This window comes from Pantoea sp. SGAir0184 (assembly GCF_043544755.1).
Genome location: NZ_CP028050.1, coordinates 2,077,494 through 2,103,144, shown reverse-complemented (window position 1 = coordinate 2,103,144; position 25,651 = coordinate 2,077,494). Strand labels below are relative to the sequence as shown.

Below are 25,651 nucleotides of genomic sequence, written 5' to 3'. Positions count from 1 at the left end.
TCGCACACTTCTCACCAACAGAAGTCATATTCTGATAACAATTCATAAACAATAAGCCTGCGACTATCATGAAATTTAAACGTAAGATTCAGCCCTATCGCGCCGCTGCGGGCGGCTGGGGCTCGCTGGAAGCCACCACCCGTTTTGTCCTTGACAGTAAAGCCGCCCTGAAAAACATGCGTAACCTGATGCGCATGAACAAAGCGCGCGGCTTTGACTGCCCGGGCTGTGCCTGGGGCGATGATAACAAGAGCACCTTCAGCTTCTGCGAAAACGGCGCGAAAGCCGTGACCTGGGAAGCGACACGCCGCGTCGTCGAGCCAGAATTTTTTGCCCAGCACAGCGTCAGCACCCTGTATCAGCAGAGCGACTATTTCCTTGAGTATCAGGGCCGCCTGACCCACCCGATGCGCTACAACAGCGCGACCGATCACTATGAACCGATTAGCTGGGATGACGCCTTTGCGCTGATCGCGCAGCATTTGCAGGCAATGGACCATCCGAATCAGCTGGAGCTGTACACTTCCGGTCGCGCCAGCAATGAAGCCTCGTGGCTGTACCAGTTGTTTGGCCGCGTGCTGGGCACCAACAATTTCCCTGACTGCTCCAACATGTGCCACGAAGCCAGCGGCACCGGACTGAAACGCAGCATTGGCGTCGGTAAAGGCACCATTCGTCTGGACGATTTCGACCACGCTGATGCGATTTTTGTCTTTGGTCAGAACCCCGGCACCAACCATCCACGCATGCTGCACAGCCTGCGTCACGCCGCCGATCACGGCGCCAGAATCGTGACCTTCAATACCCTGCGTGAGCGCGGCCTGGAACGTTTTGCCGATCCGCAGAAGCCGCTGGAAGTGGTGACGTCGATGGCCGGCAACATCAGTTCTGCCTATTATCAGCCCAACCTCGGCGGTGATATGGCGGCGGTGCGCGGCATGGTCAAAGCGCTACTGGAAGAGCAGCGTAAACGGCTGGCCGCCGGTGAAAAAGGCATTTTCGATCAGGCCTTTATTGACGCCAACACTCAGGGCGTTGAGCAGTATCTGGCGGCCGTCGACGAGACCCGCTGGGAGCAGATTGTGCAGCAGTCGGGCCTGAGCGAAGCGCAGATTCGCGAAGCCGCCGCCATTTACCAGAGCGCCGAACGGGTGATCATCACCTGGGCGATGGGCATTACTCAGCACAAACACTCGGTCGATACCGTACGGGAAATCGTTAACCTGCAGCTGCTGTTTGGCCAGCTCGGCAAACAAGGCGCGGGTCTGTGTCCGGTGCGCGGCCACAGTAACGTGCAGGGCAACCGCACCATGGGCATCGACGAGAAACCGTCGAAAGCGTTCCTTGATGCACTGGGCGCACATTTTGCTTTTGAACCGCCGCGCGAACACGGTCATAACACGGTTGAAGCGCTCAACGCCATGCTGCGTGATGAAGTCAAAGTGCTGATTGCGCTGGGCGGCAACCTCGCCGCGGCGGCGCCGGACTCACCGGTTACCGAAGAAGCGCTGCAGCATTGTGGTCTGACGGTACAGATCAGCACCAAGCTGAACCGCAGCCATCTGGTACCGGGCCACGAAGGCCTGATTCTGCCGACGCTGGGCCGTACCGAGCGCGATCGCCAGGCCAGCGGCAACCAGTTCATCACCGTGGAAGATTCGTTCAGCATGGTGCACGCCTCAGAAGGTGTCGGCATTCCGCTGGCGGAAACGCAGCGTTCGGAAACAGCCATTGTGGCCGGTATCGCGCACGCGACGCTGGGCAGCGACCACATCGACTGGCTCGGCATGGCCGCTGATTACAACGTCATTCGCGATCACATTGCGGCGACCATCCCCGGCTTCGCTGATTTTAACCGTCAGTGTGATATTCCCGGCGGCTTTTACCTCGGTAACGCTGCCGCGGAACTGCGCTTCAATACGCCATCGCGTCAGGCAGAATTCAGCGCGGCGGCACTGCCGACCTCGCTGTTCCCGCAGCTGGGCAATGACGTTGAAGTGCCGTTCACGTTGCAGACGCTGCGCTCACATGACCAGTACAACACCACCATTTATGGCCTGGATGACCGCTATCGCGGCGTGTACGGTCAGCGTGAAGTGGTGTTTATCCACCCGGACGACATGGCGTCGCTCGGTTTCAGCGAAGGGCAGCTGGTTGACATTGAAACCCTGTGGAATGACGGTCTGACGCGTCGCGTCAGCGGCTTTAAGCTGGTGCCGTATAATATTCCGCGCGGTAACCTTGCCGCCTACTATCCGGAGACCAATCCGCTGGTACCGCTCTCCAGCTACGGTGACGGCAGCGGCACGCCCACCTCCAAATCGGTACCGGTGAAGCTGGCGCTGACCGCCGCCGCGCCCACCCAGCGTATCGCCTGAGTTCTGTGCGTTACCAGAAAGTAAAAAGCCGCGTAAAGCGGCTTTTTCGCCTGTTTTAGCCTTGCCGCGCGGACCTGATTCGCGTAAAACTGTCCACCGCTCTTAGGCCACGAAACTAAATATATTATGTTCCAGGATAACCCGCTGCTCGCGCAGCTGAAAGAGAAGCTTCACGCGCAGACCCCGCGCGCCGAAGGTGTTGTGAAAGGCACGGAAAAAGGCTTTGGCTTCCTCGAAGTTGACGCTCAGAAAAGCTACTTCATTCCCCCTCCGCAGATGAAGAAAGTGATGCACGGCGACCGCATTTCCGCCGTGATCCACACTGATAAAGACCGCGAGAGCGCGGAGCCGGAAACCCTGATTGAGCCGTTCCTGACGCGCTTTGTCGGCCGCGTGCAGAAAAAAGATGACCGCCTGTCTATCGTGCCGGATCATCCGCTGCTGAAAGACGCGATTCAGTGCCGTGCGGTGCGTGGCCTGACCCACGATTTCCAGAACGGTGACTGGGCTGTGGCAGAGATGCGCCGCCATCCGCTGAAAGGCGATCGCGGTTTCTATGCCGAACTGACCGAATTTGTTGTCACCGCGGACGATCACCTCGCACCGTGGTGGGTAACGCTGTCGCGCCACAATCTGGAGCGCGAAGCGCCGGAAGTGGGCTTTGGCGAGATGCTGGACGAACAGCTGCAGCGTGAAGATCTCACCGCGCTGAACTTTGTCACCATCGACAGCGCCAGCACCGAAGATATGGACGATGCGCTGTATGTTGAAGAGCTGGCAGAAGGTAAGCTGGCGCTGACCATCGCTATTGCCGACCCGACCGCTTACGTTGCTGCCGGCAGCGAACTCGACCAGATGGCCTCCAGACGCGCCTTCACCAATTATCTGCCGGGCTTTAATATCCCGATGCTGCCGCGCGAACTGTCAGATGATGTCTGCTCGCTGCGCCCTAACGTCAGGCGTCCGGCGCTGGTGTGTCGCGTTACTGTGCTGCCGGATGGCAGCCTGGCTGACGATGCCCACTTCTTTGCCGCGTGGATCGAATCCAAAGCCAAGCTGGTGTACGACGAAGTGTCGGACTGGCTGGAGAACAGCGGCAGCTGGCAGCCGGAGAATGACACCATCGCGCAGCAGATTCGCCTGCTGCATCGCCTGTGCCTGGCACGTGGCGAGTGGCGTCAGACGCACGCGCTGGTGTTCAAAGATCGCCCTGACTACCGCTTCGTGCTCGGTGAGAAAGGCGAAGTGCTGGATATTATTGCGGAACCGCGCCGCATCGCTAACCGCATCGTGGAAGAAGCGATGATCCTCGCCAACGTCTGCGCCGCTAAAGTGCTGCAGGAGAAGCTTGGCTTCGGTATCTACAACCTGCACACCGGTTTCGACCAGGCGAACGCGGAACAGGCGGCTGGGGTACTGGCTGGTCACGGTATCACGGTTGATCCGCAGGCCATTACCACGCTGGAAGGCTTCCGTCAGCTGCGTCGTCAGCTTGATGCGCAGCCAACCCAGTATCTCGACAGCCGCATTCGTCGTTTCCAGAGTTTCGCCGAAATCAGCACCGAACCGGGCCCGCACTTTGGTCTCGGCCTCGAAGCCTACGCGACCTGGACGTCACCGATTCGTAAATTCGGCGATATGATCAACCATCGTCTGCTGAAGGCTATCGTGCGCGGCGAAAGCATTGCGCGGCCACAGGATGACGTGACCCTGATCATGAGTGAGCGTCGCCGTCTCAACCGCATGGCCGAGCGCGATGTCGGTGACTGGCTGTACGCGCGCTTCCTCGCGCCGTTTGCCGGCACTGACCGCAAATTCAGCGCGGAGATCATCGACGTTTCGCGCGGCGGCATGCGCGTGCGCCTGCTGGAGAACGGTGCGGTCGCCTTTATCCCTGCCCCGTTCATTCACGCCGTACGTGACGAACTGGTGTGCTCGCAGGAGAGCGGCACCGTGCAGATCAAAGGTGAAGTGGCCTACCGCGTGACCGATGTGATTGATGTGACCATCGCCGAAGTGCGCATGGAAACACGCAGCGTGGTGGCCCGTCCGGCCGCCTGAGCATGAAATCGTGCGGGATAACAGCCGTTATCCCGCATTTTTCCCCGCCCGCCTGAACAGTTGTTAAATTTGTTTCCCGCTTCACACTTCTGATCCGATTCCCTGTCGTTAACAATTCATTACATTACTTTTAACTTGTTGTATTCCGATCGCCTTTTTCCCGGTCCCTACAAGGAGTTAACTCATGAACAACGTCAGAACCGGATTGATCTGGTTAGCGGTGGCGTTAATTGGTGCGGCTGCGTTCGCCATGCTGGCGCTCAGTCGCGGCGAACACGTTAATGCCGTCTGGCTGGTGATCGCCTCCGTCGCCTGCTATAGCATCGCGTATCGCTTCTACAGCCTGTTTATCGCCAGGCGCATTTTTGAGCTGGACGACCGGCGCCGCACGCCGGCAGAGCGCTTCAATGACGGGCTGGACTATGTTCCTACCAACAAATGGGTGCTGTTTGGCCACCACTTTGCCGCGATCGCCGGTGCCGGTCCGCTGGTCGGGCCGATCCTGGCGGCGCAGATGGGTTTTCTGCCCGGCACCATCTGGATTCTGGTCGGCGTGATGCTGGCCGGCGCGGTGCAGGATTTTCTGGTGCTGTTTATCTCCACGCGCCGCGACGGTCGTTCGCTGGGTGAGATGGCGCGCCAGGAACTGGGCTCGTTCGCCGGCGTGGTCACCATGCTCGGTGCGCTCGGTGTGATGATCATTATTCTCTCCGCGCTGGCGCTGGTGGTGGTGAAAGCGCTGGCTAACAGTCCGTGGGGGCTGTTTACCATCGCCGCCACCATTCCGATTGCCCTGTTCATGGGCGTGTATATGCGCTTTCTGCGCCCGGGCAAAATCGCCGAAGTGTCGATCATCGGCTTTGTGCTGATGATGGCGGCGATCATTTACGGCGGTGACGTGGCGGCCGATCCGTACTGGGGACCGATTTTTACCCTGAAAGGCACCGAGCTGACGTGGGTGCTGGTGATCTACGGTTTTGTTGCCTCGTCGCTGCCGGTGTGGCTGCTGCTGGCGCCGCGTGATTACCTCTCCACCTTCCTGAAAATCGGCGTGATCATCGGGCTGGCGGTGGGCATTCTGTTCGCCATGCCGGAACTGAAGATGCCGGCGGTGACGCGCTTTATCGACGGCACGGGGCCGGTGTTCTCCGGCGCGCTGTTCCCGTTCCTGTTTATCACCATTGCCTGCGGCGCGATCTCCGGCTTCCACGCGCTGGTGTCGAGCGGTACGACGCCAAAACTGGTGGAGCGCGAAAGCCATATTCGCTTTATCGGCTATGGCGCCATGCTGATGGAGTCCTTTGTGGCGATCATGGCGCTGATTTGTGCCTCGGTGCTCGATCCGGGCGTCTACTTTGCCATGAACTCACCGGCGGCGCTGATTGGCACCACGGTGGAGAACGCGTCTCAGGTAATTAACGGCTGGGGCTTTGTGGTGACGCCGGAGATGCTGAGCGGTATCGCCGGCGAAGTGGGCGAAAGCACCATTCTCTCCCGCGCCGGTGGTGCACCGACGTTTGCCGTCGGGATGGCGCATATCATCACCGAGGTGTTTAACAGCCGCGCAATGATGGCGTTCTGGTATCACTTCGCCATTCTGTTTGAGGCGCTGTTTATCCTCACCGCCGTTGATGCCGGTACCCGCGCCTGCCGTTTTATGGTGCAGGATCTGGTCGGGACCGTGGTGCCTTCGCTGGCTAACAACCGCTCGTGGCTCGGGAACATGGCCGGTACCACTGTGGCAGTGGCCGGCTGGGGGTTCTTCGTGTATCAGGGCGTGGTCGATCCGCTCGGCGGCATCAACACCCTGTGGCCGCTGTTCGGCATCGGTAACCAGATGCTGGCGTCGATGGCGCTGATCCTCGGTACCGTGGTGCTGTTCAAAATGAAAAAGCAGCGTTACGCCTGGGTGACGATTGTGCCCACCGCCTGGCTGTTTATCACCTCCATGACCGCCGGCTGGCAGAAAATTTTCCATGAGAAACCGTCAATTGGTTTCCTCGCGCAGGCCAGTAAGTTCCGTAAAGGTCTCGATGAGGGCGTGATTATCGCACCGGCGAAAACCGTGGCCGACATGCAAACCATCGTGTTCAGCAATCAGATCAACGCGGCGCTGTGCGGCTTTTTCATGCTGGTCGCGGTAACCATGCTGATTGCGGCGTTCTTCGTGATCCGGCGCGCGCTGCGCAGTTCAGTGCCGACCACCCATGAGTCGGACGTGTCACTCCGTCAGGAGGTGCGAAATGTCTGAGGCCATTTTACGCTGGAAAAAGCCGCACGCGGGCTGGCAAATTCAGCAGTGCTTACCGCTCGCTGCCCGCGCCCCTGCCGCGCCGCGCTCACGCTGGCAGCGTCTGTGGCAGGGATTACAGCAGAGCTTCCGGTTAATGGTGGGCGTGCACGACTATCAAACTTATCTGAAGCATATGCGCGAAAAACATCCGGAACAGACCCCCATGGATGAGCGCGCCTTCCATCGTTACTGCCTGGAGGCGCGTTTTCCCAGCCAGGCGGGCAAACTCGGCAAGTGCCCGTGCTAACCTTTCAGCCCCGGAATCCGGGGCTTTTTCGTGCCATTCTTTAATAAAAACAAAAATATATTCAGTTTGCATCTTGTGCTGGCGCAGGAGGTTGAATACTGTTGCTAAAATAATGAGATACCCCTGCTGCGCATTCCTCCGGAGGAAGTTTCCATGACCGATGAACAAGGGCAAACGTTGCTATATACCTTGTTTGGCACAACCAGCCCTCATTGGCGTTTAACTTCAGATAGCGATGCGCTGCATTTTGCCGAAGATGAAAATGCCAATACCAATATGGCGGTGCCCCTGACGCCGGCTCAGGCCAGTCTGCTGCGTGCCATGACGGTAATTACCTCCAGCATCAACCTGACCCTTTCACTGCATGGCTCGCCAGTGCCGATGCACTTTGTCGGCCGTAAGGTGAATCAGTCCACCTGGGCCGGCACTGCATCCGCCTGGGGCGATACCTCGTCGGTGGCGCGCGATTTAACCCTTGGCCTCTCCTTCGCCGAACAGGTGGTGTCTGAAGCGAATTCGGTGATCGTCATCCTCGATCAGCGCGGCAACATTCAGCGTTTTAACCGCCTGAGCGAAGAGTACACCGGCCTGAAAGAGCAGGAAGTAATTGGCCGCAATGTGTTTCAGCTGTTTATGACCAAACAGGAAGCGCAGGCGTCGCGCCGCAATATCGCCGGCTTCTTTCGCGACGGCAACTCCTACGAAGTGGAGCGCTGGGTTAAAACCCGAAAAGGTCAGCGACTGTTTCTGTTTCGTAATAAGTTCGTCCACAGCGGTAGCGGAAAAAATGAAATTTTCCTCATCTGTTCCGGAACCGACATCACAGAAGAGCGTCGGGCGCAGGAGCGCTTACGCGTTATGGCCAATACCGACACGGTGACGGGCCTGCCGAATCGCAATGCTATCCATCAGCAAATTAGCCTGGCACTGGAGCTGGCTAACGGCAGCCAGACCGGCGTGGTTTACCTCGATCTCGACAATTTCAAGAAGGTAAACGATGCCTACGGCCATATGTTTGGCGACCAGCTGCTGCAGGCGGTGTCGCTGGCGATCCTCAGCTGTCTCGGCAAGGACCAGACGCTGGCGCGCCTCGGCGGTGATGAGTTTGTGGTACTGGCTGAGCACACCAGTCAGGCGGCGCTGGAGGCAATGGCCTCACGCATTCTTGAGCGGCTGCGTCAGCCGTTCCGTATCGGGCTGATCGAAGTCTACAGCGGCTGCTCGATTGGTATCGCCCTCGCCCCGCTGCATGGTGAAGATCGCGAAAGTCTGATTCGTAACGCCGATACCGCGATGTACCACGCTAAAGAGAACGGGCGCGGCAAATTCTGCGTGTTCGCCAGCGAGATGAACCAGCGCGTATTTGAATATCTGTGGCTGGATACCAATCTGCGCAAAGCGCTGGAGCAGGATCATCTGGTGGTGCACTATCAGCCGAAGATCGATCGCGACGGCGAAGTGCGCAGTGCCGAGGCGCTGGTGCGCTGGAATTCACCTGAACGCGGCCTGGTGCCGCCTGGCGATTTCATCTCTTACGCGGAGGAGTCCGGACTGATTGTGCCGCTCGGGCGCTGGGTGATGCTGAACGTGCTGCAGCAAATCGTTAAATGGCGCAGCGAAGGCATTTACCTGCGCGTCGCTGTCAACGTTTCCGCCAAACAGCTGATCGACCAGAGCATCTACAGCGACCTGAAACAGGCGCTGAGCGAAGCGGGCATCAGTGAGTGCCCGATAGACATCGAGCTGACGGAAAGCTGCCTGATCGAGAATGAGGCCGGTGCGCTGAAGCTGATGAAACAGTTTCAGGAGTTAGGCGCACAGGTGCATCTGGATGATTTCGGCACGGGCTACTCCTCGCTCTCCCAGCTGGCGCGCGTGCCGATCGATGCGATTAAGCTGGATCAAAGTTTTGTGCGCAATATCAACAAGCAACCGGTATCGCAGTCGCTGGTGCGCGCGATCGTTGCCGTGGCGAAAGCCCTGGATTTACAGGTCATTGCCGAAGGCATCGAAACCAAAGCCGAAGAGAAGTTTGTGCTGACCAACGGTGTCGATGGGCGTCAGGGTTATTATTATGCGAAACCAATGCCCGCAGAGCAGCTCGGGCATTGGCTGGCTAAGCATCCTGCCCGCGTTTAACGTCTTAGCGTACTGCTAACCGGCTTTACGCAGTGATGCGCTGTGACGATTTTGCAGCTGTACCAGACGTTCCATGTAGGCAATATCTTTCGGTTCCAGCGTGAAAGCATAGTCGACCCAATCCTCAGTGATATCCATCAGTTCTGCCCGTGACAGCTGCAGTACGCGCTGTCGCGCTTTCAGCATGGCACGGACTCCATTCAGTTTTGGCCGCAGCGTATCGATGAAGGTACGCGTGGTGCGGTAGCTGTCACCGGGCTGGAACACTTTGTCGACCAGACCACGGGTTTCATACCACTCTGCGCTGTGCGACTCCCCTTCACAGATCAGCTCTTCGGCCAGCTTCATCCCGGAGCGGCGGGCCACCAGTGAGTAGCCGCCCATGCCGGGGAACAGGTTGAAGGCAATTTCCGGGAAGCCCATACGCGCACTGTTCTGCGCCAGAATGAAGTGGTGCGCCAGCGCTGCTTCAAAACCGCCGCCCAAGGCACTGCCCTCAATCATCGCCAGCGTCACTGCGCCGGTGTCAAACCCGCGGGCCGCCGAATGGATGCAATCAACACAGGCGCGGGCGTAGGCGCGCAGTGCTTCACGGCGGTTGTTGCGAATGCATTCAACAAAGAAACGCAAATCGCCCCCGGCGTTAAACATCTGCGGCACCAGCGATCCGGTCACCCAGAAATCAATCGGCAGACCGGAACGCTGGGCGGCGTAGCTCAGGTTCATGATCTCCTCGATTAATTCGTGGTTGAAACTGGGGCGCGGCTGCGCGCGCAGCATCATCCACATGGTGTGTCGACCTTCCTCATAATAGGCGGCGAGCTGGGTGGTTTGGCCGACTTCGGTAAACAGGCGGCAGGTTGGTTGGTTAATTACTGTCATCGTCTCATCCTCTATTTATGTGATGCGTTAAACGCCACATCAGCGTAATGCAGAGTGAGGCCAGACCAAATGAGAGTTTGATTTATAACGTAAAATCCAGAGAGATCCCCGAGCCCCTGCCTGAGGAAAGATTAGCGGGCTTACTTAATGACGGCGCAACAGCCGGCAAGCGCATAAATACGCTTAACGCATGGTGAATAAATCACAGCATCGACAGTCCCCCGTCTCGTCCGGGCACGCAATCCCCTTAAATAAAAAAGGCACCCGCCGGTGCCTTGAGACAATATCACGCGCTCAGCCTTGCCCGTACCAGGCGTTCTTCCCGTGCTTGCGCAGATAGTGCAGGTCAAGCAGGGTCTGAGCGATAGGCGGTAGCTCGGCACGCAGCTGCTCAGTGTGCAGCGCCATGTAGGCCACCTCTTCCAGCACCACCGCACTGTGCACTGCGCTATGTGCGTCTTTACCCCAGGCAAACGGCCCGTGGGAGTTCACCAGCGCAGCAGGAATCGCGCCGGGCTCGATGCCGCGCTGCGCAAAGGTTTCAATGATGACCTGGCCGGTGTGCCATTCATATTCCTGCTCAATCTCTGCCCGTTGCATCGCGCGAGTGCAGGGAATGGTGCCATAGAAATCGTCAGCGTGCGTGGTGCCCCATGCCGGGATGTCCCTGCCCGCCTGCGCCCAGATGGTGGCGTGGCGCGAATGGGTGTGCACGATGCCGCCAATATCCGGCCACGCCAGATACAGTGCGCGGTGTGTTGCGGTATCCGAAGATGGCCGCAGCTGGCCCTCGACGACATTGCCGCTTTCCAGTTCGACCACCACCATGTCGTCGCGCTGCATCTGCTCATATTTAACGCCCGAGGGTTTAATCACCAGCAGCCCGCGCTCGCGGTCTACCGCGCTGACATTGCCCCACGTAAAGGTCACCAGGTTGTAACGCGGCAGGTCGAGATTGGCCTCCAGAACCTGCTGTTTCAGCGCTTCCAGCATTGTGTTTTCTCCGCCATACAGTCATCACTGAATTGTGCGGAGCCACCGCTAAAAACGTTATGGAGGGAATGGCTGGATTAGCAGCGGAAAGTGGCTAAAGCGGGCAAAGTGTGGGGTTTGATACGGGATCCGGATGCGGACACCACGTCGGGATTTCAGAGTTTTCTTTCTGCATACACATCCGCTTACGCCTAGAATTATCTCAAGCCTGCGGCGGTACCAAAATGGTTTTTGCAAGCAGCGTGAACAACGCGCGCAAGTGGTTGCGCGCCAGCGTGCAGGCTGAAGGAAAAGCACCGCCTGAGTGCATCGGGCGAACAACTTCAGGGCGTAACATCTATACTTAACGAGTTGCCTCTGAGCAAACCATCAAGGAGATGTCCATGACTACAACAATGAAACGCGTGACGGTTGCCGTGCTGGCAACGACGTTAGTGGTGGCCCTGAGCGGCTGTTCCAACTGGTCAAAACGTGACCGCAACACGGCGATTGGCGCCGGTGCCGGTGCTATTGGTGGATCGGTGCTCACCAACGGCAGCGCGCTGGGTACCGTCGGTGGCGCTGCGGTGGGCGGCATTATTGGCCATCAGGTTGATTAATAATAATATTGTAGCAGGCTACGCAGCGCATCTACGTTACATCGGGCCACCTTGTGTGGCCCGCTTTCATTAACCGCCCGCCAGCTTAACCTTCATGCCTTTGGCTTCCAGCAGCGTTTTAAGCAAATCGCGCTTATCGCCCTGAATCTCAATCACGCCCTCTTTCAGCGCCCCGCCGCAGCCGCACTTCTTCTTAAGCTCGGCCGCCAGCTTTGCCAGCGCGTCATCATCGAGATCGATGCCGGTAATCAGGCACACGCCTTTACCTTTACGCCCACTGGTCTGGCGCTGAATGCGCACGATGCCATCGCCTTTCGGTCTCTGCGGTTTCTCTTCGCTATGTGTAATACGGCCGGTTTCGGTGGAGTAAACCAGCGGATTGTCCTGAGCCATTAGCCCTCCTGTAAACTGTGCAGGATTTGCTGCAGCGTCTGCGCCGGGTCGGCAGATTGGGTGATCGGTCGCCCAATCACCATGTAATCCACGCCGGCCTGTTGTGCCTGCTGCGGCGTCATGATACGACGCTGATCGCCGGCCTCGCTCCCCGCCGGGCGAATACCCGGCGTGACCAGCGCGAAATCCTGCCCGATAACCTGTTTGAAGTGCGCGGCTTCCTGCGCCGAGCACACCACACCATCAAGACCACACTCGCGCGTCAGCCGTGCCAGACGCTCAGCCTGCTGCGCCGGCGATAAGGTGATGCCAAGACCTTTGAGATCGTCTTCGTCCATGCTGGTCAGCACCGTTACCGCAATCAGCAAGGGCGCATCACTGCCAAACGGCAGCAGCGCTTCGCGCGCCGCATTCATCATCCGCGCCCCGCCGCTGGCATGCACGTTGACCATCCACACGCCGAGATCTGCTGCCGCCGCGACCGCATGCGCCGTCGTGTTCGGGATGTCATGAAATTTGAGATCGAGGAATACTTCGAAACCGCGCGCCTGCAACGTCTTCACCAGCGACGGTCCAAACAGGGTAAACATCTCTTTACCCACTTTCAGACGGCACTGGCACGGATCGATACGGTCAACGAACTGCAGTGCGCTATTGAGATCATGATAGTCGAGTGCCACCAGAATCGGTGAGTGAGTAACAGGCATAACGTTTCCTCAGAGGCTGGCACCCGCAGGCGCGATGGACAAACGGCAAGCATTCTACCCGTGCAACCCGGCCACGACAACGTTGCGACGGCGATTGCCTTGCTGATTGACGAGCCGGTGCACAGTGCTGATGGTGCGATGATAAGGTCCCTATTAGTATGTTGTAACTACTGTACGGTGCAAATAATCACCGAACGCGGCCAGCTTACTGGCCGTCGAGCCCGCGAATCGGTTTAACGGAAGACCAGGCGCGGCACGATGGGCAGTGCCAGTAGAGGGCGTGCGCGGTGAAGCCACACTTCTGGCACCGGTAGCGCGGTTTAGTGCGAATCTGTTCGCCAACCATGTCGCGCAGCACCATCAGACTCTCTTTGGCACGGCCATCTTCTGCCTCGTGCAGGTGGAAATCCATCAGACGATGGAACACGCGCATGGTGGGATGACGCTGCAGCTGACGGTTAATGTAGAGCTGTGCCGCTTCCGGCCCCTGCTGCTGCTCCAGAATGTCCGCCAGATAGAGTTCCGCCGCAGCACCGGTGTTCTCTTCAACGCAGCGTTGCAGGAACTGCGCCCAGCTGTCAGGCTGCTCCAGCCGCTGATAGCAGGTTTCCAGCATCGGCAGCGTTTCGCTCACCAGTTCTTTGTCCTGCTCCAGCACGCGCTGCAGCCGCTGCGCCGCTTTCGCGTATTCGCCCTGCTCCATCAGGATACGTCCCATCATGATGGAAACGCGCGCGCTTTGGTGGTCGGCCGCTTCACCTTTTTTCAACAGGCTCATGGCACGATCGAGGTCGTCACTGCTCAGCGCCTGCAGCGCCAGCTCGCAGTAGAAGTGGGCGATTTCGCCCTTTTGCTTATCTTTGCCGAGTTTTACCAGCCGCTCCGCCACCTCGATGGCTTTCTGCCAGTCGCTGGTCGCCTGATGAATCAGCAGCAGCTGCTGTAGCGCGCTGATGCGAAAATCGGTTTCATCGATCAGCTGGCTGAACATGTCTTCGGCGCGATCGTACAAGCCGGCAGCCATGTAGTCGCGTCCCAGCTGCTGAATTGCCAGCAAACGCTGATCGTAGGTAAGCGACGCGCTTTCCATTAACGACTGGTGAATGCGGATGGCGCGGTCGACTTCGCCGCGCGAACGGAACAGGTTACCGAGCGTCAGGTGGGCTTCAACGGTGCCGCTGTCCTCTTTAAGCATATCGAGGAACAGATCAACCGCTTTATCCTGCTGATTAGAAAGGAGAAAGTTCACCCCTGCCACGTATTCGCGTGACAGACGGTTAGCTTCCTGTTGCTTATCCTGTTGCGCACTGCGGCGGCCCATATACCAGCCGTACGCCGCCGCGACAGGAAGAAGCAGAAACAGCAATTCAAGCATCGAACATTAATCCCGACGCACTGCAGTGGAGGTGCTATTTACCGCAGCAGATTGTTCATTTTGCGCCTGCATGCGCTTCAGTTTACGCTGTGCATGCGCCAGCGAAACACGAATGCGCAGCCAGAACAGGCCACAGATCGCCCAGCCCAGCAAAAATCCGGCACCAAACAGGCAGGCCAGCAAGGTTGAAATGCGGAATTCGCCCTGCGCCAGCAGATAGTTGAAGGTGACAATCTGGTCATTATGCGCTCCGAGCGTGACGGAGATGATGAAAATGACCAAAACCACGAGAAAAATCAGCAAATATTTCACAATGCGTCCTGTCGTGAGGTTATCCGGTAGAGTATGCCAAAAAAGTGCCGCCGTTGCTGCTTATCCGCGCAGCAGTTAGTGCCCTTTCTGCAAGTACAATCAATCATATGGGGGCAAAGGGAGAAATTACAATCCGTCATCGCGCCCGGCAATCTCACGCTGCTCTTCCGGCGGCACGCTGAGCGGGCCACAAAAGCGCTGCGCCAGCCAGGTTGCCAGCGTCACCAGCAGCCACGAGATCAGCGTCGCGACCACCAGATCGCGCGGCCAGTGCATGCCCAGTACCAGCCGGCTGCCCATGACCAGCGTCGCCCAGACAAACAGCACCACCACCGTAACAACATGCCGGCGCGGCCATAACAGGCCAATCACCAGCAGCGCCCAGCTGGCGGCAAACATGGTGTGGCCAGACGGAAAAGCAAAGCCCGTCTCAAACGCCCAGTGATTTTTTAACCAGGCGGGCAGCTTTGTGTCATTGGCGAGCAAAGCGGATACCATTTCGCCGCGCTGCTGCCGTTTCAGCTGATAAAACTGCTGTTCGTTGACGCCGTGGCTGTGCTCAAGCCAGACCACATACGGCCGCGGCTCCTGCACCTGCTCTTTAATAAAGGTTTTGGTCGACTGACCAGCAAGAATCGCGCCGTTCATGATAATCAACAACAGAATGGCCGGCCGGAGGCGAAAGCGCAGGCACCACAGTACCCATCCGCTCAGAATCAGGCTGGTCAGCGTGCCCCACGGACTGGTGACGGTTTCGGTGATCCAGAACAGCACGCGCAACAGATGCCCGCTCTCCCCCGGTTGCCACTGCCAGCCGGAAAGCCATACGCCCAGTGGCATCAGCAATAATAAAAACGCGCCCAGCGTGGTGCGTTGCACAATTTTTAACATCTCGTCCCTTTATTGTTTCCCGACCTGACAGGCGTATTGCATAACTTTAGTTGAAAAAAGAATAACATACCCGTTGCGGCTTAGATAATTGTGCTTTATCACTACAATCACTCTGACTGATTAGCGGCCCTGGTTCAGGTTGTGGCACAATATCGGCAGTTTCGTCGGGCCAGTCGGGCCCGTGCGTTATCATGATGATAGCGCATCCTCTGAAGGTTCTGGAGAGTCACATGCAGCTGAAACGGGTAGCAGAAGCCAAACTGCCCACGCCATGGGGAGATTTCCTGATGGTTGGTTTTGAAGAACTGGCAACCGGCCACGACCACGTCGCGCTGGTTTATGGTGATATTAGCGATCACAATCCGGTGCTGGCGCGCGTCCACTCCGAATGTCTCACCGGCGATGCGCTGTTCAGCCTGCGCTGCGACTGCGGCTTCCAGCTGGAAGCGGCGCTGACCGCCATTGCGGAAGAAGGACGCGGCGTGCTGCTGTACCATCGTCAGGAAGGCCGTAACATCGGGCTGCTGAACAAAATTCGCGCCTATGCGTTGCAGGACAAAGGCTACGACACGGTGGAAGCAAACCATCAGTTGGGCTTTGCCGCCGATGAGCGTGATTTCACCCTGTGCGCCGACATGTTTAAACTGCTGGGCATCAATGAAGTGCGTTTGCTGACCAACAATCCGCGCAAAGTGGAAATCCTGTCAGAAGCGGGTATCAATATCGTTGAGCGCGTGCCGCTGATCGTTGGCCGTAACCCAAAAAATGCGCACTATCTCGATACGAAAGCCGAGAAGATGGGACATCTGCTGCCGAAATCGTGACGCGGCAGTGCGCGCACTTGCAAAGCGCTTCAGTGACACACGCTGTCAGCGTCAATGAATAAAGCCGGGCATGCCCGGCTTTATTTTTTAGTTGAGCATATTGCGTATCACATAATGCAGGATGCCGTCGTTCTGGTAATAGGTCAGCTCATTACCGGTATCGATACGACAACGAGTATCCAGCGTCTGCTGACTGCCGTCAGCCCGCGTCAGCGTCACCGGGACGCTGCAACCGGGCTGCAGCTGCGCCAGATTCGCCACGTCGATACGCTCTTCCCCGGTCAGCTGCAGCGTCTTACGCGTCACGCCCGCCGGGAACTCCAGCGGTAAAATGCCCATGCCGATCAGGTTAGAGCGGTGAATACGCTCGAACGATTCGGCAATCACCACGCGCACGCCCTGCAGGCGCGGGCCTTTCGCCGCCCAGTCGCGGCTGGATCCTGAGCCGTACTCTTTCCCGGCAATCACCGCCAGCGGCACGCCCTCCTCCTGATACTTCATCGCCGCATCGTAAATAGCCAGCTGTTCCTGGCTCGGATAGTGCCGGGTATAACCGCCCTCGACGCCAGGCACCATTTCGTTGCGAATACGGATGTTGGCAAACGTACCGCGCATCATGACTTCGTGGTTGCCGCGTCGTGAACCATACGAGTTGAAGTCGTTACGCTCAACGCCGTGCGCCAGCAGATAACGCCCCGCCGGACTTTCCGCTTTAATGCTGCCAGCCGGGGAGATATGGTCGGTCGTCACCGAATCACCGAGCATCGCCAGGATGCGCGCGCCCTGAATGTCCTGCACCGGCTGCGGCGTTTTTTCCATATCGTCAAAGAACGGTGACAGACGAATATAGGTGGAGCCTTCGTCCCAGTCATAGGTGGCGGCTTCGCTGACTTTGATCTGCTGCCACTCGGGCGTGCCGTCGAACACCTCGGCGTACTCTTTATGGAACATGTCGCTGGTAACTTTCTGCACCGATGCGGCAATCTCTTCCGGCGATGGCCAGATGTCCTTTAGATAGACGTCATTACCCTGCTGATCCTGACCGATCGGGTCAGTCTGCAGGTTGATCTTCATGTTGCCCGCCAGCGCATACGCCACCACCAGCGGCGGAGACCCCAGCCAGTTGGTTTTCACCAGTGGATGGATGCGCCCTTCGAAATTGCGGTTGCCGGACAACACGGCACCCACCGTCAAATCGCCCTCTTTGATCGCGCTTTCGATCTCATCCGGCAGCGGGCCGGAGTTACCGATGCAGGTGGTGCAGCCGTAACCCACCAGGTTAAAGCCCAGCTCATCAAGATACGGGGTCAGTTGCGCCACGGCGAGATAGTCGGACACCACTTTTGATCCTGGTGCCAGCGAGGCTTTAACCCAGGGTTTGCGCATCAGCCCGCGCTCGACGGCTTTTTTCGCCAGCAGGCCAGCCGCCATCAATACGCTGGGGTTGGAGGTGTTAGTACAGGACGTAATCGCCGAAATCACCACGGCACCATCATCCAGCTGGATGCGGTCGCCGGTTTCACTGTCCAGATAGCTGACCGTTTTGTGCGGCTTCTGCGCGTGATTCACTTCCAGCTCGTTACTGGCGTCAAAGGCCGCCGGTACGTCGCCGAGGGAGACGCGATCTTGCGGACGCTTCGGACCGGCGAGGCTCGACTCTACTTCAGCCATATCCAGCGCCAGCGTGCTGGTGAAGATGGGTTCATCGCCCGGTTTACGCCACAGCCCCTGCTGTTTTGCATAGGCTTCCACCAGCTCAACCTGCTGCGCATCGCGCCCGGTGAGCGTCATGTAGCTGAGCGTGACTTCATCAATCGGGAAGAAACCGCAGGTTGCGCCATATTCTGGCGCCATGTTGGCGATGGTTGCGCGATCCGCCAGCGGCAGATCGGCCAATCCGTCACCGTAGAATTCGACAAACTTACCGACCACCCCGTGCTTGCGCAGCATCTGCGTCACGGTTAATACCAGGTCGGTGGCGGTGATACCGGGACGCAGTTTGCCGGTCAGCTTGAAACCCACCACATCGGGAATCAGCATCGAAACCGGCTGGCCAAGCATGGCGGCCTCAGCTTCAATGCCGCCCACGCCCCAGCCAAGTACGCCCAGGGCGTTAATCATGGTGGTATGGGAATCGGTGCCGACCAGCGTATCCGGATAAGCCACTTCTTTGCCGTCCAGCGTTTCATGCCAGATGGCTTTACCGAGGTACTCCAGATTGACCTGATGACAGATACCGGTGCCCGGCGGCACGACGCGGAAACGGTTAAAGGCTTTTTGCCCCCAGCGCAGGAAAACGTAGCGTTCGTGGTTGCGTTCCATCTCCAGGCGCACGTTTTCTTCAAACGCATCGTCATCGCCAAAATGGTCGACCGTGACCGAGTGGTCAATCACCAGATCGACCGGTGACAACGGGTTAACTTTCGCCACATCACCGCCCAGCCGCTTAACGGCTTCACGCATCGCCGCCAGGTCAACCACGGCCGGTACGCCGGTGAAATCCTGCATTAATACGCGCGCCGGACGATAAGCAATTTCGCGATCGGCATGTGCAGTTTGCTGCCACGCCACCAGCGCCTGAATATCTGCTGCCGTTACGGAATCTTCATCCTGCCAGCGCAGCAGGTTTTCCAGCAGAACCTTGAGGGATTTTGGTAAGCGATCGATGTCACCGACCTGCTGAGCGGCTTTCGGCAAGCTGTAGTAATGATATTTTTTTGCCCCTACTTCCAGCGCATCCTGACTCTGCTCACGTAACGTTAACGACATAACTCCTCCTTTTATGGGCTCTTCTGCTAAACCTCAGAGAGTGCAAGGTTTAGCTTAAAGATAGACCACATTTTCGTTAACGTTTTGATAACAACACGAATTGACACACAAAACCGCAACGAAAAATGCCCTGACTAGTGTCAGGGCATTCAGAAAGCGTTAACTGGCAGGATTAGCGAATTACAGGACGGCCCAGACGGCCGCAGCCCAAAAGGCCATTGAGAAGGCATAAACGCTGAGCCATGAAAAAGTTGTGGTATTCATCTGTCACTCCTCCCGGATCGCGGGCAACAAAAAGCCATCGTCTTCAGCGTTGTACTGATGACACCGTTTTTTTAGATGCTGAGTGTTAAAGGACGGGCTTTTAACGTGCCCACCGGAGAGTCCGGTAAAAATGCGCGACAGTATGTCTTAATAGGAATTGGACGCAGACTGCGTTATTTAGACTTCGGATCCATGAATGATTCAATAAAGCTGCGCTGCTGTTCACTCAGTTCCCAGGAAGCCGGGATTGCCACTTGCGGTTCAGCAGGCGCGTCTTTGGCTTTGCACACCGGTGCTTTAGGCTGACGCGCAGCGACCGGATATTTACGACTGAGTGTATTTGCCCACATGGCTTAACCCCACATACGCCAAATCATTAACGCCACCACTACCCAGAACAGTGCTGAAGCAGCGAAGACAGTCAACCAGGCTTTGCGACGGATGTTACCTGAACGCTCTACCTTGGTGCTTTTAGCCCGGAAGTCCGGTTGTACAGTTAATCTCGTAGTCATAGTTTTTGATAATCACTCTCAATAAAACGATTGATAACAACGATGAAGATTTAGGACGAATCCTAAACTTGTTAAGTCCAAAAATCCAGTTATTTTTATTGAGCACAACGATTAACGCTATTTATCAAAACCGCCAAAACTGATGAGATAAATTTAAGCACGCTGCAAACTATTAATTTAATAGTTACATTGTAAATTTGGCTTAAACCAAAATTAGATCCACTTTAAATTTGAGTTTAATTTAACGAGCCAGTTAAAAAGCCCTTTCTCATCAGCTCTTAACTGGAGTATGGGAATATTCCTGGCAGTCCGCAAAGCGGCAAAGTAAAAATTGTGTACTGATTCGCATTTAATAAATAACAATGAAAAAACATGTGACGCATGTTTCATTTACAAAAAAATAAGGGAATTTTTTGAGGTTCTGCTGGTGCTAAGCGGCGGGAGGTGTGCGGGAAGTCGCTGGACTTCCCGCAAAAATAATGAGTTAGGTGATTACCTGAAAGGAAGCTTGATATCGCGGAACATCGCTTCGATATCTTCGTTTGAGCGCAGCGCCACAGCGGCGTCCACCACGTCTCGCGTCAGGTGCGGTGCGAAGCGCTGAATGAAATCATACATATAGCTGCGCAGGAAGGTGCTGCGCCGGAAACCAATCTTGGTAGTGCTATTGGTGAAGATTTCTGAAGCTTCGATGCGCACCAAATCCGGATCGGAAACCGGGTCCACCGCCATGCTGGCAATCACCCCAACCCCCAGGCCTAAACGCACATAGGTTTTGATCACGTCGGCATCGGTTGCGGTAAAAACAATACGCGGCGTTAAACCGGCACGGTTAAACGCAGTATCCAGTTCTGAGCGGCCGGTAAAACCGAAGGTGTAAGTCACCAGCGGGAAATCAGCCAGCTCCTCAATCGACACATTGGATTTCCCCGCCAGCGGATGATCCGGCGTGACCACAATGGCACGGTTCCAGTGATAGCACGGCAGCATAATTAAGTCGTCGTACAGGTGCAGCGCTTCGGTGGCAATGGCGAAATCGGCATTGCCTTTGGAGACCGCCTCAGCAATTTGTGTGGGCGAGCCCTGATGCATGTGCAGAGAAACGCGCGGATAGCGTTCGATAAAGCCTTTGATTACGCCAGGCAGTGCATAACGCGCCTGAGTGTGGGTCGTGGCCACGTACAGCGATCCTTTATCTGGCCAGGTGTGTTCACCGGCAACCGATTTGATCGCATCCACTTTGGACAAAACTTCGCGGGCAATACGGATAATCTCTTCACCCGCTGGCGTCACCTGCGTCAGATGTTTGCCGCTGCGGGCAAAAATCTGCACGCCCAGCTCATCTTCCAGCATGCGCACCTGCTTACTGATGCCCGGTTGCGAGGTATACAGCCCCTCTGCCGTGGAGGAGACATTGAGGTTGTGGTTAACGACTTCAACGATGTAACGCAACTGCTGCAATTTCATAGTTATATCTTCCCGATAGCGACAGAGGTGCATTCCCTGCAGGCGTGTATCCGCCCTGATGGCGTAATAATGAGGGAAAGCGAGTCAGCAAAATGCAATAAGCTATAACTACTATATCAGTTAACGTAAGAATGTAGAACGATTAGCTATAAGGATGAGAAAAAGGCCAGCGAACGCTGGCCTCCAGGGGGATTACTTCTTCGCTTCCTGCCACTTACCGTCGATATAGAAAACCGACCAGCCGGTCGCTTTGCCCTCTTTTTCTGAGGCAACATACTGCTGTTTGGTCTTACGGCTAAAACGCACCAGCGTTTTATTGCCTTCCGGGTCCACTGCCGGCGCTTCGGCCAGATATTTCAGTTTCTCCGGCAGACGGTCAGCAAAGCGCTGCAGCTCTTCCACCAGCGGCGCACGGGTTTCGCGCGATTTCGGGAAGGTGTTAGCGGCCAGGAACACGCCCGCAGCTCCGTCACGCAGCACAAAATACGCATCCGATTTTTCGCACGGCAGCTCCGGCAGCGGTACCGGATCTTCTTTCGGCGGCGCGACTTCGCCGTTACGCAGAATCTTACGGGTATTTTTACACTCGTCGTTGGTACAGGCCATGTACTTACCAAAACGCCCCATCTTCAGGTGCATTTCAGAGCCACATTTTTCGCACTCAACAATCGGACCGTCATAACCTTTGATACGGAATTCACCCTGCTCGATTTCATAACCGTCACACTCCGGGTTATTACCACAGACGTGCAGTTTACGGCCGTTATCGATCAGGTAGCTGTCCATCGCGGTGCCGCATTTCTGGCAGCGGCGACGGGCGCGCAGCGCGTTGGTTTCGGCATCATCGCCTTCCAGCACGTTAAGCACTTCGTTTTCCGGGATCAGGTTAATGGTCTGCTTGCAGCGCTCTTTCGGCGGCAGTGCATAACCGGAACAGCCCAGGAACACGCCGGTGCTGGCGGTGCGAATCCCCATTTTACGTCCGCAGGTTGGGCAATCGATCGAGGTCAGCACCATCTGGTTCGGCTGCATGCCGCCCTCTTCCGGATCTTTCTCCGCCTGCTCCAGCTGCTGGCTGAAATCACTGAAGAATGAATCCAGCACCGCTTTCCATTGCGCTTCGTTATTCGCAACCTGGTCGAGACTGTCTTCCATGTGCGCGGTGAAATCATAATTCATCAGCTCACGGAAGTTCTCTTCCAAACGATCGGTAACAATCTCACCCATCTTCTCGGCGTAGAAACGGCGGTTTTCCACCCGCACGTAACCGCGATCCTGAATGGTGGAAATGATCGAAGCATAGGTAGACGGGCGGCCAATGCCACGCTTCTCCAGCTCGCGTACCAGCGAAGCTTCGCTGAAGCGCGCCGGCGGCTTGGTAAAGTGCTGGCCCGGCAGCAGGGATTTCAGATCCAGCGTGTCGCCCACGTTCACCGGCGGCAGCGTCAAATCTTCATCATTTTTACGCAGCGCGGGCATCACTTTGGTCCAGCCGTCGAAACGTAGCGTACGCCCTTTCGCTTTCAGTTTGAAATCTGCCGCGCCGACGGTCAGCGTGGTGGAATCATATTGCGCAGGCACCATCTGGCAGGCCACGAACTGGCGCCAGATCAGCTGATACAGCTTCTGCGCATCCGCTTCCATATCCTTCAACTGCTCGGCGGCAACGTTGACATCAGAAGGACGAATCGCTTCGTGCGCTTCCTGTGAATTCTCTTTGCTGGCATAGGTGTTGGGCGCATCCGGCAGGTAGTTCTTGCCGAATTTTTTCTCCACATAGCCACGCGCCATCGCCACCGCATCCTGACTCAGGTTGGTGGAATCGGTACGCATATAGGTGATGTGACCGGCTTCATACAGACGCTGCGCCATCATCATGGTTTTTTTCACGCCAAAACCAAGGCGGGTGCTCGCCGCCTGCTGCAGCGTCGAGGTGATAAACGGCGCCGACGGTTTGCTGCTGGTCGGCTTGTCTTCACGATCCAGAACCGCGTAACGCGCCTTTTCCAGGATGGCCACGGCCGCTTCGGTTTGCTCGCGGTTAACCGGGCGGAACGCTTTATCGCCCTGATGCGTTACCCTGACCGCCAGCGCATCGCCTTTCGGCGTTGACAGATCGGCGTCAATTTCCCAGTACTCTTCCGGTACGAAGGCTTTGATTTCGCGCTCGCGCTCCACCACCAGACGCACGGCAACCGACTGCACGCGTCCGGCCGACAGGCCACGGGCAATTTTTTTCCACAGCAGCGGCGAGACCATATAGCCCACCACGCGGTCCATAAAACGACGCGCCTGCTGCGCATTGACGCGCTCAATATTCAGTTCGCCCGGCTTCTCGAACGCCTGACGAATCGCATTTTTGGTGATTTCGTTAAACACCACGCGGCTGAAGCGTTTGTCATCGCCACCGATCACTTCCCGCAGGTGCCAGGCAATGGCTTCCCCTTCGCGGTCAAGGTCGGTTGCGAGATAGATGTGGTCGGCATCGGCAGCCAGGTTCTTCAGTTCGGATACGACTTTTTCCTTGCCGGGCAGAATCTGGTAGTCCGCTTCCCAGCCGTGCCACGGGTCAACACCCATGCGATTGACCAGCGCGGCCTTTTCATCTTTCTTTACTTTCTTGCCGGTTTTCGCCTTTTCCCCGTCGGCACTTTTACGGGCCGTTGAACCACTGGTCGGCAAATCACGGATATGACCGACGCTGGATTTCACCACGTAGTCATTACCGAGGTATTTATTGATTGTTTTGGCCTTTGCCGGGGACTCAACGATGACGAGTGCTTTACCCATATGTACCTTTACCTAATTGAAACGTCCTGATAAACGGGAGAGGATTGGCAGCCCCAAAACCCAATGGGTTCAATATTGCTGCTGACTTTTTGCTTTTCAAGCCAGCGGGGACAATCTCTGGTCAGATTGCATCGGCATTTGCAACTTGATGATTAAGAGCGAGTTTTCCGTCTGACGGTATCACACATCCTGGTGTGATCTCCCTGAAAGCTGAATCGCCCACACTCTACCTGATAAAATCTGTTACGCAACTTAATTAGCATTCTGTTTAATTTCTCGCCAGTTTTCTGACCGAACGCTGATTTGCTGAACGCACCGACAGGCAAGTAATATAGAAGGAGAAAATTCGCTGTCAAAAAAGAGGTGAAAAATGTCAGCAGAAACGGAATCCATTTCACACCAGGCGCTACTGGAAATCGCTAATCAGCTCATTGAGCAGCACGATGAATATTTTGCCGGGATGGAAGCCACTGAGGTGATTCAGCAGGGCGAGGTTCTGGTGTTTCGCGGCCCGTGGTTCCTCGATGATGAAGGGTTGCCGACCGCCAAAACCACGGCGGTGTTTAACGTGTTTAAGCACCTTGCCGTGGTGCTCTCCGCGCAGTATCACCTGGCATAAAAAAACCCGGCCTGCGCCGGGTTTATTCACAACAGCGGTTTATCACCGCGCTGCCAGATTTTCAGAATCAGCCGCTCGGCTGCCACGCTGGCACTGTGGGTCACGCGATCAATCATCTTTTTCTTGCGCGCGAAGTGCACGCCCAGCACGCTAAAACGGTCCATGCGCGCAATGATCAGCGCATCACTGGTACCAATCTCATCAATCAGCCCCAGATCCAGCGCCTGACGGCCATACCAGTGTTCGCCCGTCGCCACTTTGTCCAGATCCAGCGCCGGACGCATCTGATGCACAAAATCTTTAAACAGCTGATGGGTTTCATTCAGGTCTTCCTGAAATTTCTCCCGCCCTTCCTCGGTATTCTCACCAAACAGCGTCAGCGTACGCTTGTACTGGCCGGCAGTGTGCAGCTCCACATCAATGTCGTTACGCTTCAGCAGCCGGTTAAAGTTAGGGATTTGCGCCACCACACCGATGGAACCAATGATGGAGAACGGCGCCGCCACGATGCGATCCGCAACGCAGGCCATCATGTAGCCACCGCTGGCGGCAACTTTATCCACTACCGCCGTCAGCTGCAGCCCCGCATCACGCAGACGTTGTAACTGCGACGCGGCCAGGCCATAACCGTGCACCACGCCACCGGGGCTTTCCAGCCGCAGCAGCACTTCATCACCCGGCTGTGCCACCGCCAGCACCGCGGAGATCTCTTCGCGCAGCGAGCTGACTTCACCGGCGTCCATACTGCCTTTGAACTCCAGCACATAGAGAGTCGGCTTCGCCGCTTCAGTTACACCGGCTTTGGCATTGCGCTTTTCGGCTTTAGCTTTCTGTTTCTCTTCTTTCTTATGCTGCTTCAGCCACACTTTCTGCGCCTGCGGCTTCATCTTCGCCAGCTGCAGGTCCTCTTTCATCTCGCGATAGGCTTCGTCGAGATGGGTTAAGCGCAGCTGACCGCCGCTGTGACGTTTACGCAGTGCGGCATTGAGCACAATCAGTACAATAGCTGCGATCGCCACCACGACGGTGACGGCCTTGGCCAGAAATAATCCATAGCTGGAGAGTAAATCCATTCTGCCGCCTTATTAAACAGTGAATTACAGTCAAACCCTGAGTTTACCCGCTTTGATGCCGTT

General features: G+C 56.6%; 21 protein-coding genes. 8 read left to right on the top strand and 13 right to left on the bottom strand.

The annotated features are described in order from the left end of the window. The first annotated feature begins 68 nt into the window (after positions 1-68). The 5 genes from C1N60_RS09875 to pdeR all read left to right on the top strand — a co-directional run bounded on the left by C1N60_RS09875 (position 69) and on the right by pdeR (position 9,118). Positions 69-2,378 (top strand): FdhF/YdeP family oxidoreductase, encoded by a 2,310-nt coding sequence (locus C1N60_RS09875; RefSeq protein WP_394521720.1) that lies wholly within the window; start codon positions 69-71, stop codon positions 2,376-2,378. A 126-nt stretch (positions 2,379-2,504) separates the two neighbouring features. Continuing rightward, on the top strand, positions 2,505-4,439 hold the full coding sequence (locus C1N60_RS09870; RefSeq protein ID WP_211726151.1) for an exoribonuclease II: 1,935 nt from the start codon (positions 2,505-2,507) through the stop codon (positions 4,437-4,439). Between the two features lie 184 nt (positions 4,440-4,623). Then, positions 4,624-6,690 carry a carbon starvation CstA family protein gene (locus C1N60_RS09865; RefSeq protein WP_059012964.1) on the top strand — a complete coding sequence of 689 codons (2,067 nt, stop codon included), beginning with the start codon at positions 4,624-4,626 and terminating at the stop codon, positions 6,688-6,690. Continuing rightward, positions 6,683-6,979: a YbdD/YjiX family protein gene (locus C1N60_RS09860; protein WP_058774631.1), complete on the top strand. Its 297-nt coding sequence runs from the start codon at positions 6,683-6,685 to the stop codon at positions 6,977-6,979. Before C1N60_RS09865 ends, C1N60_RS09860 begins: the two co-directional genes overlap by 8 nt. A 153-nt stretch (positions 6,980-7,132) precedes the next feature. Beyond that, the gene (gene pdeR, locus C1N60_RS09855; protein ID WP_058758614.1) at positions 7,133-9,118 is read left to right on the top strand and encodes a cyclic di-GMP phosphodiesterase; all 1,986 of its coding nucleotides are present in this window, start codon (positions 7,133-7,135) and stop codon (positions 9,116-9,118) included. 15 nt (positions 9,119-9,133) lie between these two features. On the opposite strand, the gene C1N60_RS09850 is transcribed toward pdeR, so the two are convergent. Together C1N60_RS09850 and araD are read right to left on the bottom strand one after the other, a co-directional pair. Then, a complete protein-coding gene (locus tag C1N60_RS09850) occupies positions 9,134-10,000 on the bottom strand; it encodes a crotonase/enoyl-CoA hydratase family protein (protein WP_021505954.1) in 867 nt (288 codons plus the stop codon). A gap of 294 nt (positions 10,001-10,294) precedes the next feature. After that, on the bottom strand, positions 10,295-10,993 hold the full coding sequence (araD, locus tag C1N60_RS09845) for an L-ribulose-5-phosphate 4-epimerase (protein ID WP_058774630.1): 699 nt from the start codon (positions 10,991-10,993) through the stop codon (positions 10,295-10,297). 383 nt (positions 10,994-11,376) lie between these two features. On the opposite strand from araD, the gene osmB reads away from it, so the two are divergent. Then, a complete protein-coding gene (osmB, locus tag C1N60_RS09840) occupies positions 11,377-11,592 on the top strand; it encodes an osmotically-inducible lipoprotein OsmB (RefSeq protein ID WP_031279061.1) in 216 nt (71 codons plus the stop codon). Between the two features lie 69 nt (positions 11,593-11,661). Here osmB and yciH read toward each other — a convergent pair whose 3' ends face one another. From yciH to pgpB, 5 genes are all read right to left on the bottom strand, one after another. Beyond that, a complete protein-coding gene (gene yciH / locus C1N60_RS09835) occupies positions 11,662-11,985 on the bottom strand; it encodes a stress response translation initiation inhibitor YciH (protein WP_021505951.1) in 324 nt (107 codons plus the stop codon). Then, positions 11,985-12,692, bottom strand: a complete 708-nt coding sequence (pyrF, locus tag C1N60_RS09830) for an orotidine-5'-phosphate decarboxylase (RefSeq protein ID WP_262257930.1) — start codon at positions 12,690-12,692, stop codon at positions 11,985-11,987. Before pyrF ends, yciH begins: the two co-directional genes overlap by 1 nt. Positions 12,693-12,897: 205 nt before the next feature. Continuing rightward, the gene (gene lapB, locus C1N60_RS09825) at positions 12,898-14,067 is read right to left on the bottom strand and encodes a lipopolysaccharide assembly protein LapB (protein WP_058758617.1); all 1,170 of its coding nucleotides are present in this window, start codon (positions 14,065-14,067) and stop codon (positions 12,898-12,900) included. Between the two features lie 6 nt (positions 14,068-14,073). Then, complete coding sequence (locus C1N60_RS09820; protein WP_058771279.1) at positions 14,074-14,379, bottom strand: LapA family protein; 306 nt, start codon at positions 14,377-14,379, stop codon at positions 14,074-14,076. A 126-nt stretch (positions 14,380-14,505) separates the two neighbouring features. Continuing rightward, positions 14,506-15,270 carry a phosphatidylglycerophosphatase B gene (gene pgpB, locus C1N60_RS09815; RefSeq protein ID WP_021505947.1) on the bottom strand — a complete coding sequence of 255 codons (765 nt, stop codon included), beginning with the start codon at positions 15,268-15,270 and terminating at the stop codon, positions 14,506-14,508. Positions 15,271-15,500: 230 nt separating this feature from the next. Here pgpB and ribA point away from each other — a divergent pair, with 230 nt between their 5' ends. Continuing rightward, positions 15,501-16,094: a GTP cyclohydrolase II gene (gene ribA / locus C1N60_RS09810; RefSeq protein ID WP_058758620.1), complete on the top strand. Its 594-nt coding sequence runs from the start codon at positions 15,501-15,503 to the stop codon at positions 16,092-16,094. A gap of 87 nt (positions 16,095-16,181) precedes the next feature. Here the strand turns inward: ribA and acnA are convergent, their stop codons facing one another. The 5 genes from acnA to topA form a co-directional block, all read right to left on the bottom strand. Further along, positions 16,182-18,863, bottom strand: a complete 2,682-nt coding sequence (gene acnA, locus C1N60_RS09805; RefSeq protein ID WP_262257929.1) for an aconitate hydratase AcnA — start codon at positions 18,861-18,863, stop codon at positions 16,182-16,184. Between the two features lie 437 nt (positions 18,864-19,300). After that, entirely contained in the window at positions 19,301-19,477 is a 177-nt protein-coding gene (locus C1N60_RS09800) for a hypothetical protein (RefSeq protein WP_176428134.1), read from the bottom strand. Positions 19,478-19,480: 3 nt separating this feature from the next. Continuing rightward, positions 19,481-19,639, bottom strand: coding sequence for a YmiA family putative membrane protein (locus C1N60_RS09795; protein ID WP_071813666.1), 159 nt, complete (start codon positions 19,637-19,639; stop codon positions 19,481-19,483). A gap of 492 nt (positions 19,640-20,131) precedes the next feature. Further along, on the bottom strand, positions 20,132-21,106 hold the full coding sequence (gene cysB, locus C1N60_RS09790) for an HTH-type transcriptional regulator CysB (protein WP_021510116.1): 975 nt from the start codon (positions 21,104-21,106) through the stop codon (positions 20,132-20,134). A 192-nt stretch (positions 21,107-21,298) separates the two neighbouring features. Next, positions 21,299-23,896 carry a type I DNA topoisomerase gene (gene topA, locus C1N60_RS09785; RefSeq protein WP_058774627.1) on the bottom strand — a complete coding sequence of 866 codons (2,598 nt, stop codon included), beginning with the start codon at positions 23,894-23,896 and terminating at the stop codon, positions 21,299-21,301. 370 nt (positions 23,897-24,266) lie between these two features. Here topA and C1N60_RS09780 point away from each other — a divergent pair, with 370 nt between their 5' ends. Then, positions 24,267-24,515, top strand: a complete 249-nt coding sequence (locus C1N60_RS09780) for a DUF2498 family protein (protein ID WP_264251666.1) — start codon at positions 24,267-24,269, stop codon at positions 24,513-24,515. A gap of 26 nt (positions 24,516-24,541) precedes the next feature. Here C1N60_RS09780 and sohB read toward each other — a convergent pair whose 3' ends face one another. Beyond that, the gene (sohB, locus tag C1N60_RS09775; RefSeq protein ID WP_058758624.1) at positions 24,542-25,588 is read right to left on the bottom strand and encodes a protease SohB; all 1,047 of its coding nucleotides are present in this window, start codon (positions 25,586-25,588) and stop codon (positions 24,542-24,544) included. Positions 25,589-25,651: the final 63 nt, after the last annotated feature.